The organism is Sterolibacterium denitrificans (genome assembly GCF_900174485.1).
In the GTDB taxonomy this organism is placed as follows: domain Bacteria; phylum Pseudomonadota; class Gammaproteobacteria; order Burkholderiales; family Rhodocyclaceae; genus Sterolibacterium; species Sterolibacterium denitrificans.
In genome coordinates, this window is the sequence record NZ_LT837803.1 from 1,493,956 (window position 1) to 1,503,204 (window position 9,249).

Sequence of the window (9,249 nt, forward strand, 5' to 3'; positions counted from 1 at the left end):
CAGCCGGGATACGGGCCGCGGGCCATGGACATGACGCCATCCGCATCCGCCGCCGAACGAATCGGTGTCTTGCGCGCCGAGATCGCGCGCCACGACCATGCCTACTACGTGCTCGATCGGCCGGGCATTCCCGATGCCGAATACGACAAGCTGTTCCGCGAGCTGCAGGCGCTGGAGGCGGCGCACCCCGAACTCGTCGCTCCCGATTCACCGACGCAGCGCGTCGGCGGCCAGCCGCTGCCGCAGTTCGCGTCGGTGCGCCATGCCGTGCCGATGCTGTCGATTCGCACCGAAGCGGATAGCGGGGAGGCCGGCGCGCGCAATTTCGATGCTCGCGTGCGCAAGGAGCTGGAGTTGGCGCAGACCGATCCGGCCGTCGAATATGCCGCCGAGCTGAAATTCGATGGCCTGGCGATCAACCTGCGCTATGAGCAGGGCGTCCTGGTGCAGGCGGCCACGCGCGGCGACGGCGCGAGTGGTGAGGAGGTGACGCAGAACGTGCGCACCATCCGCTGCATCCCGCTGCGTCTGGACGGCGCTGCGGCGGCGCTGCCCGCCGTGCTGGAGGTGCGCGGCGAGGTGTACATGAGCCGGCCGGATTTCGAGCGCTACAACGCGCGGCAGCGCGCGCTGGGCCGGGCGACGCTGGTCAATCCGCGCAATGGCGCGGCAGGCAGCATACGTCAGCTGGATCCGAAAATCGCCGCACAGCGGCCGCTGTCCTTCTTCGCTTACGGCCTGGGTGAAACGCAGGGCTGGCAACTGCCGGCAAGCCATGCCGGCGTGCTCGATGCGCTCGCCGCCTTCGGCCTGCCGGTGTGCGAACATCGTGCCGTGGTGCAGGGCGTCGACGGTCTGCTGGCTTTCCATGCGCGTATCCGCGAGCTGCGCGGCAGCTTACCGTTCGACATCGACGGCGTGGTCTACAAAGTCAATTCACTTGAGCTGCAGGCCCGGCTCGGTTTTCTCACGCGCGAACCGCGCTGGGCGGTGGCGCATAAGTATCCCGCCGAAGAAGCGCTGACCACGGTGGAAGCCATCGAGATCCAGGTCGGCCGCACGGGGGCGCTGACGCCGGTGGCGCGACTGAAACCGGTGTTCGTCGGCGGCGTGACGGTCACCAATGCCACGCTGCACAACGAGGACGAGATCCGGCGCAAGGATGTGCGGGTGGGCGATACGGTGATCGTGCGCCGCGCCGGCGACGTGATTCCGGAAATCGTTGCCAGCCTGCCCGAGCACCGTCCGATCATGGTTGCGGAATTCGCCATGCCGGAGGCTTGCCCGGTGTGCGGCTCGGCCATCGAGAAGTCCGAGGACGAGGTGGTGGCGCGGTGCACCGGCGGTCTGTACTGCGCCGCGCAGCGCAAGCGCTCCCTGCTGCATTTCGCTTCGCGTCTGGCGCTGGATATCGAGGGGCTGGGCGACAGGCTGGTCGAGCAGCTCGTGGATTCGGCGCTGGTCGGCACGCCGGCCGATCTGTATCGGCTCGAACTGGATCAGTTGGTCAGGCTCGAGCGCATGGCGGAAAAGTCCGCCGTCAATCTGCTCGACGCCATCGAGCGGAGCAAGGCCACGACGCTGGCGCGCTTCATTTACGCCCTGGGCATTCGCAATGTCGGCGAGGCAACCGCCAGGGCGCTGGCGCGTCATTTCGGCAGCCTCGAAGCATTGCTCGAGGCCGGCGAGGAGAGCCTGACCGAGGTGCCGGATGTCGGGCCGATCGTTGCGGCTTCGATTGTCCATTTCTTCAGCGAGCCGCATAATCTCGGCGTCATTGAGCAATTGCGCGTCGCCGGCCTCCATTGGCCGCATGAACAGCCGACGGCGCAGCACCTCTCGGCGATTGCCGGCAAGGTTTTCGTCCTCACCGGAACGCTGCCCGACATGACGCGCGAACAGGCGAAAGCGCTGATCGAGGCGCATGGCGGCAAGGTCAGCGGTTCGGTATCGAAGAAGACGGATTACCTGGTTGCCGGCGCCGATGCCGGTTCCAAGCTCGACAAGGCCCGGGCGCTGGGCGTTGCCATCCTCGATGAATCACAACTCATGGAATTATTGTCGTCATGAAAAAAGTCACCAAAGCCGTTTTCCCCGTCGCCGGTCTGGGCACGCGCTTTCTGCCGGCGACCAAGGCCAGTCCCAAGGAAATGATGCCCGTCGTGGACAAGCCGCTGATCCAGTTCGCCGTCGAGGAAGCCGCGGCCGCCGGCATTACCGACATGATCTTCGTTACCGGTCGCTCCAAGCGTTCGATCGAGGATCATTTCGACAAGGCCTACGAACTGGAAAGCGAGCTCGAGCAGCGCGGCAAGCACGAGGTGCTGGACTTCGTGCGCGGACTGCTGCCGAAGAGCATCAACTGCATCTACATCCGTCAGGCCGAAGCGCTCGGCCTCGGCCATGCCGTGCTGTGCGCCCGGCCGGTGGTCGGCAACGAGCCGTTTGCCGTGCTGCTGGCGGACGACTTGCTCGACGGCCAGCCGGCCGTCATCAAGCAGATGGTCGACGTCTACGACTATTACCATTGCTCGGTGCTCGGCGTGCAGGAAGTGCCGCGCGCCGATACCGGCAGTTACGGCATCGTCGCGGCGCATCCATTGGCCGAGCGGATCGAGCAGGTGCATGCCATCGTCGAAAAGCCGAGTCCCGAGGAAGCGCCCTCGTCGCTGGCGGTGGTCGGACGCTACATCCTGACGCCACGCATTTTCCATTACCTGGAAAACGTGACGCCGGGTTCCGGCGGCGAAATTCAGCTCACCGACGGCATTGCCGCGCTGCTCAATGAGCAGCAGGTGCTGGCCTATCGCTACGACGGCGTGCGCTACGACTGCGGCTCGAAGCTCGGCTATCTGCAGGCCATGGTCGAGTTCGGCCTGCGGCACCCCGATGTCGGTGGCGAATTCGCCGATTATCTCGCCGGACGGCAAGCCTGATGCAGGCAGCGGAAGCGCGGCGGATACTCGCCGAAGCCGAGCTGATCCACAGCGCGGAAGCCGTCGTTGCCGCGCTGGATCGCCTCGCAGCCGCCATCGGCGCGCAGCTTGCCGATGCCTGTCCGCTGGTGCTCACCGTCATGGGCGGGGCCGTGGTGTTTGCCGGACAATTGCTGCCGCGTTTGCAATTCCCCCTCGAGTGCGACTACGTGCATGTCTCGCGCTACGGCAGCGCGACTCGCGGCGGCGAACTGAAATGGGTGCGCGATGCGCATCTGCCGGTTGCCGGACGCAGCGTGCTGGTGCTCGACGACATACTCGACGAAGGCATCACCCTGGCGGCAATCAAGGCGCGGCTGCTCGAACAGGGCGCGGCGGCGGTGTACACCGCCGTGCTCGCCGACAAGCAGATCGGCCGCAGCAAGCCGCTGACCGCCGATTTCGTCGGCCTGACCCTGCCCGATTGCTATGTGTTCGGCTGCGGCATGGATGTCGACGGCATGTGGCGGAATTTGCCCTCGATTCATGCGTTGAGACCGCCGGCCACATGAATGGAGGCGCACGCCTCTGTATTGCCCGGCACGGCGAGACGGACTGGAATGCCGCCGGCATTCTGCAGGGCTGGAGCGACGTGCCGCTCAACGCGGCCGGGCGCGCGCAGGCCCAACGTCTGGCGGCGGATTTTTCCGCTTGCGGCTTCGTTGCCGTCTGGTCCAGCCCGCTGCTGCGGGCGCTGGAAACCGCCAGCATCATTGCCGATCGGCTCGGCCTGCCGCCGCCGCGCTGCCATGACGGCCTGAAGGAGCGCCATTTCGGCATCATCCAGGGGGTACCGAAGATCGAGCTGGCCGAGCTGAATCCGCTGCTGTTGCAGCAGATTCTCAAGCGCAATCCGGCGGCCGAGTTCGTCGATGGCGAAAGCATGGACGAATTCGCCGACCGGGTGCTGGCCGCGCTGGGGGAGATCGCCGCCCAGCCGGGGCCGCTGCTGGTGATTACCCATGGCTGGGTGCTCGATGTGGTCACGCGCCAGCTTCGCGGCCTGCCACGCGATGCGCTGCTCGGCCACAAGCCGGGGAATGGCGAATGCCTGTGGCTGGATGCGGTGGCGGTGGCGGAGAAAGAGAGCGCTATAATCACCGATTCCTGAATAATTTGCTCGGGCATTGCGTCGCTGCTGCCGCAGTGTCCGGGCCGCCGATTCGGTGCAACCGCGACAGCCATGACTTACCGGGTCATTCCATTGATGCAGACAGGCGGCAAGGACGCAGAGGCTTTGGCTGCGGCCAGCGTCGTTGCGCGCTCTGTGCCCGATCTGCCGCCCGGCGCCGTGCTGGCCGCAGCCGATGTACGTGGGCGCATGATGCGCGATCTGCGCATTTCGGTCACTGATCGCTGCAATTTCCGCTGCACCTATTGCATGCCGAAGACGGTGTTCGGCCGCGATTATCCTTTTCTGCCGCGTTCCGAGATTCTTTCCTTCGACGAGATCGTCCGTGTGGCGCGCATTTTCAGCAGCATGGGGGTGCGCAAGGTTCGTCTGACCGGCGGCGAGCCGCTGTTGCGGCGCAATATCGAGTATCTGATCGAAATGCTGGCGGCCATCCCGGATCTCGAACTGACGCTGACCACCAACGGTTCGCTGCTGACGAGAAAGGCCCAGGGGCTGCGCGCGGCCGGTCTGCAGCGGGTGACGGTGAGTCTCGATGCGCTGGATGATGCGACTTTCCGCCGGATGAACGATGTCGACTTCCCGGTGGCCGAAGTGTTGCGCGGTATCGAGGCGGCGGCGGCGGCGGGTTTGCCGGTCAAGGTAAATATGGTGGTCAGGGGCGGGGCCAACGACCATGCCATCCTGCCGATGGCGCGGTATTTCCATGGCAGCGGCCACATTCTGCGTTTCATCGAATACATGGATGTCGGCTCCAGCAACGGCTGGAAGCTTGACGAGGTCGTGCCTTCGGCGGAAGTGGTGCGGCGCATCGATGCCGAACTGCCGCTGGAATGCGCCGAGTCGAATTATCTCGGCGAGGTGGCCGAGCGCTGGCGGTATCGCGATGGCGGCGGCGAGATCGGCGTGATTTCCTCGGTCACCCAGGCTTTCTGCGCGACCTGCACGCGCGTGCGGCTGTCGACCGATGGCTCGCTCTACACCTGCCTGTTCGCCCAGCAGGGCCACGATCTGCGCGCCATGCTGCGCAATGGCAGCAGCGATGAGGAAATCATCGCCTCGCTGGCCGCCATGTGGCGCGTGCGCAACGACAACTACTCCGAACGCCGCAACGCCAACACGCCGGGACTGCAGAAAATCGAAATGTCCTATATCGGCGGCTAGCGGCCAGTTGCCGGCGCTTCTGCAACCATGTCCGCCCGCTCTGCTTCCGCCTCCGCCATTACCGGCCTGATCGTCGCGGGCGGGCGCGCGCGGCGCATGGGTGGGGCCGACAAGGGCCTGCAGACATTCGCCGGACGCCCGCTGCTGGCGCACGTCATCGAGCGTTTTGCGCCGCAGGTGGATACCCTGCTGCTCAACGTCAATCATCATGCAGCCGCCTATGCGGGCTTCGGCCTGCCCGTGATAGGGGACGTGATTCCCGGCTATGCCGGGCCGCTGGCCGGCCTGCATGCCGGCTTGCAAGCCTGCCCGACGCCGCTGCTGGCCTGCGTGCCCTGCGATGCGCCGCTGCTGCCGGATGATCTGGTGGCGCGCCTGCAGGCCGGGCTGGCGGCCGAAGAAGCCGACTTGGCCGTGGCCGGGGCCGGGGGGCGGATGCAGCACGCCTTCATGCTCTGCCGGCGCGAATTGCTGGCCAGGTTGACGGATTTTCTCGCCGGCGGCGAGTGCAGGATCGGCGCCTGGCTGGCCGGCCTGAAGGTGGCCGTCGTGCCGTTTGCCGATGAGATGCCGTTTGCCAATATCAATACCCTCGAAGAACTACAGAATCTGGAGAACTCATGAGCTTGCTGATGGATGCGCTGTCCTGCGCCGACGATTACGATCCCAACTCGCTGCCGGTCGACCGCGCGCGTCAGTTGATCCTCTCGCTGGTCGAGCCGGTGCCGGGTTGCGAACGCGCTTTCGTCCGCCAGGCGCTGGACCGCGTGCTGGCTGCCGACGTGATTGCGCCGCTCGACGTGCCGGCACACGACAATTCGGCGATGGATGGCTATGCCGTGCGCCATGCCGACCTGGCCGGCGGCGGCGAGACATCCTTGAAGCTGGCCGGCACGGCCTTTGCCGGCCATCCGTTTGCCGGTACCGTGGGGCAGGGCGAGGCGGTGCGCATCATGACCGGCGCCGTGCTGCCCGATGGCGCCGATACCGTCGTCATCCAGGAAGTGGTTCGGCTCGAGGCGGGCGACACCATCATCGTTCCCGACGGCCAGCGCCAGGGCCAGAATCTGCGCCGCGCCGGCGAGGATCTGCGTGCCGGCGAGCCGGCGCTGAAGGCGGGCAAGCTGCTGCGTCCCGCCGAGATCGGTCTGCTGGCTTCGCTGGGTCAGGCGGAGGTGACGCTGCGCCGGCGCGTGCGCGTGGCGCTGTTTTCGACCGGCGACGAGCTGGCTTCGCTCGGCCAGACGCTGCGGGCCGGCGAGGTTTACGACAGCAATCGTTATTCGATGTGGGGCATGCTGACCCGCCTGGGTTGCGAAGTCATCGACATGGGCGTGGTGCGCGACGAGCCGGCCGCGCTCGAAGCCGCGCTGCTCGAAGCCGCGCAGCATGCCGACGCCATCGTCAGCAGCGGTGGCGTGTCGGTGGGCGATGCTGATTTCGTGCGTGAGCTGATGTCCAAGCTGGGTGAAGTGGCGTTCTGGAAGATCGCCATGAAGCCCGGCCGGCCGATGGCTTTCGGCCGGATCGGCAAGGATGGGGAGGGCGCCTGGTTGTTCGGCCTGCCCGGCAATCCGGTGGCGGTGATGGTGTCCTTCTACCAGTTCGTGCGCCCGGCCCTGCTCAGGATGATGGGGGTGCCGGCTGAGTCGACGGTTGGGCCGATCCTGCGCGTGCCCTGCGGCGAGCCGCTCAGGAAGGGGCGCGGCCGCACCGAGTTTCAGCGCGGTACGCTGTACCAGGAGAACGGCGAATGGCGCGTCAAGGCGACCGGCGCGCAGGGTTCGGGGATATTGCGTTCGATGGCCGAGGCCAATTGCTTCATCGTGCTCGATACGGAGTGCAACGGTGTTGCCGCCGGTGAACTGGTCGATGTCCAGTTGATGGACGGCCTGGTCTGAGCAGAAGCAGACCGGCGTTCATCCATCAGCCGGCGATCTCTTTGTCCTCTTTCATTTCCGGCGCATAAATCAGGTAGGCGTTGCGGGTCGTTTTCTTGACTGTGTACAGCGCCAGATCGGCATTTTCCTTCAGCTCGTCGGCGCGGGTGCCGTGCTGCGGATAGATGGCGATGCCGACGCTGCCGGAAATCCTGGCGATTCCCTGCTCCAGTTGGAAGGGCTGATCCAGGGTGCTGACGACGCGTCTGGCGATGTCCTCGATTTCCTCGATGCTGTTGATTTCGGAGAGCAGTGCGGCAAACTCGTCGCCGCCCAGGCGTGACAGTGTGTCGGATTCGCGCACGCACAGCGCCATGCGCTTGCCGGCTTCGCCGAGAAGGGCGTCGCCGGCGGCATGTCCCATGGTGTCATTGACGTTCTTGAAGTAATCGAGATCGATGTAGAGCAGGGCAAAACTGCGGTGGTAGCGCTTGGCGTGGGAGATGGCCAGTTGCAGGTGGTCCTCGAACAGGCTGCGATTAGGCAGCCCGGTCAGCATGTCGTGGTTGGCCTTGAAGCGCAGTTGATCCTCGGTTTCCTTGCGCAGGGTGATGTCGGTGAACGTGGCGACGTAGCAGCCTTCCAGATCGGACAAGTGCGGCTTCTCCTCGCTGGAGCGCAGCGCGGTGATGGTCAGCCATTCGATATAGGGGCTGCCATCCTTGCGGCGATTCCAGATTTCGCCGGACCAGCTGCCGGTTTGCAGGATGCTGCGCCACATGTCCTCGTAGAACTTGCCGTCATGGCGTCCCGAGCTGAGTATGTTCGGCGACTGGCCAACCACTTCTTCCGGGCTGTAGCCGGTGATGCGCGAGAAGGCCGGATTGACCATGACGATGCGATTGCCGCCGTCGGTAATCATGATGGCCTCGGCCGTGCTTTCGAATACGGCCATGGCCAGCCGCCGGTTGCGCTCGGCGCGCAGATGCTCGGTGGTGTCGACGGCAGTCTGCTGCTGCCGGTCTGGCGTCTGCGCCGATCGAGGGATGCCTTGCGCGAACTGGCGCAGCAGCAGATGGGTCAGTCCGGCGATGGCGAAGTAGGCAAGCAGATGTGTCCACAGCAGCGTGCCGACCTGAGCGCCAGGCGTCGCCGGCAGATTCAGCCTGAATGACAAAAGGACGAGCAGACCGATCAGCAGATAGGCCAGCACGATGACGACGGGCAGGGCACGGCGCAAGGTAGGAATCATGTGGCGACTCTATCCCAGGTTGGCGTGAAACGGCAAATTGATCGATGGCAATCGCATGAATCCATGTCGGCCCAGGAAGGCTGTTCGCGGTAGGTGTCCGGCACTGCAGCCCCGCAGCCTCGACAACGCCATTTTCTCGGGCGTCACCACTCGGTCGTCAACGCTGCTGAGCCTGCTTTTCAAAAGAGACGTCGATTTTATGTCACCCTTGGCAGACGAAATTTCGGGGGAAGTCCAGTATGCGGTTGCCCTTCCGTATGCAATGGCTATATATTGCATAAGGAAAGGCAACCGTACCAGAATGCCTTGGCAACAGGTGACAGTGCTCCCTGTTTTTCCCGCCACAAAAGAATAAGACGAGGGGGCTGAATGGCCGACAAACGGGATGGTCTCGAATGGCATGACGATTATGCCGTCGGAGTTTTGGCGATCGATGAGCAACATAAGCATCTGCTGGCGCTTTTGAAACGCCTTGACGTGTTGTGTCAGGCGCACGGTGTAGCCGCCCTGTTTCACGATGCCAGGTTGAGTGGATTGCTGCAGGAATTCCAGGAATATGCTGCGTATCATTTTCAGACGGAAGAGTCGTTGATGTATACGTACCTGCCTGAAAAGGGGCTGACCGAAGCCTCACACGTTCAGGCGCATCTGGGCTATTGGCAGCATATCGAGCGTTTGCAGGCTCAGCATGCTGCTGGGGTGGCTGGGGTAGATGTGATGCTCAACAACTTTCTCAAGGAATGGTGGCTGTCGCACATACAGGTCACTGATCGAGAATTGGGGCGGCAACTCAATATCCAAGGTGTGCGCTGACGGTATGGATGCTTTATGACTTTACCCCCCCCC

9 protein-coding genes are annotated in these 9,249 nt (G+C 64.4%); 8 read left to right on the top strand and 1 reads right to left on the bottom strand.

From position 1 onward, the window contains the following. Positions 1-24 precede the first annotated feature (24 nt). From ligA to glp, 7 genes are all read left to right on the top strand, one after another. Positions 25-2,070: an NAD-dependent DNA ligase LigA gene (ligA, locus tag SDENCHOL_RS06850; RefSeq protein WP_154716543.1), complete on the top strand. Its 2,046-nt coding sequence runs from the start codon at positions 25-27 to the stop codon at positions 2,068-2,070. Next, on the top strand, positions 2,067-2,936 hold the full coding sequence (galU, locus tag SDENCHOL_RS06855) for a UTP--glucose-1-phosphate uridylyltransferase GalU (RefSeq protein WP_154716544.1): 870 nt from the start codon (positions 2,067-2,069) through the stop codon (positions 2,934-2,936). Before ligA ends, galU begins: the two co-directional genes overlap by 4 nt. Beyond that, the gene (locus SDENCHOL_RS06860) at positions 2,933-3,487 is read left to right on the top strand and encodes a hypoxanthine-guanine phosphoribosyltransferase (protein ID WP_154716545.1); all 555 of its coding nucleotides are present in this window, start codon (positions 2,933-2,935) and stop codon (positions 3,485-3,487) included. The genes galU and SDENCHOL_RS06860 overlap by 4 nt, the downstream gene beginning before the upstream one ends. Next, entirely contained in the window at positions 3,484-4,086 is a 603-nt protein-coding gene (locus SDENCHOL_RS06865; RefSeq protein WP_154716546.1) for a histidine phosphatase family protein, read from the top strand. The genes SDENCHOL_RS06860 and SDENCHOL_RS06865 overlap by 4 nt, the downstream gene beginning before the upstream one ends. A gap of 96 nt (positions 4,087-4,182) precedes the next feature. Further along, on the top strand, positions 4,183-5,271 hold the full coding sequence (gene moaA, locus SDENCHOL_RS06870; protein ID WP_197706949.1) for a GTP 3',8-cyclase MoaA: 1,089 nt from the start codon (positions 4,183-4,185) through the stop codon (positions 5,269-5,271). 27 nt (positions 5,272-5,298) lie between these two features. After that, positions 5,299-5,895, top strand: coding sequence for a molybdenum cofactor guanylyltransferase MobA (gene mobA / locus SDENCHOL_RS06875; protein ID WP_154716548.1), 597 nt, complete (start codon positions 5,299-5,301; stop codon positions 5,893-5,895). Beyond that, positions 5,892-7,172 (top strand): gephyrin-like molybdotransferase Glp, encoded by a 1,281-nt coding sequence (glp, locus tag SDENCHOL_RS06880; protein WP_154716549.1) that lies wholly within the window; start codon positions 5,892-5,894, stop codon positions 7,170-7,172. Before mobA ends, glp begins: the two co-directional genes overlap by 4 nt. A gap of 25 nt (positions 7,173-7,197) precedes the next feature. On the opposite strand, the gene SDENCHOL_RS06885 is transcribed toward glp, so the two are convergent. Then, on the bottom strand, positions 7,198-8,403 hold the full coding sequence (locus tag SDENCHOL_RS06885) for a sensor domain-containing diguanylate cyclase (protein ID WP_154716550.1): 1,206 nt from the start codon (positions 8,401-8,403) through the stop codon (positions 7,198-7,200). Between the two features lie 369 nt (positions 8,404-8,772). Here SDENCHOL_RS06885 and SDENCHOL_RS06890 point away from each other — a divergent pair, with 369 nt between their 5' ends. Further along, on the top strand, positions 8,773-9,216 hold the full coding sequence (locus SDENCHOL_RS06890; protein ID WP_154716551.1) for a bacteriohemerythrin: 444 nt from the start codon (positions 8,773-8,775) through the stop codon (positions 9,214-9,216). Positions 9,217-9,249: the final 33 nt, after the last annotated feature.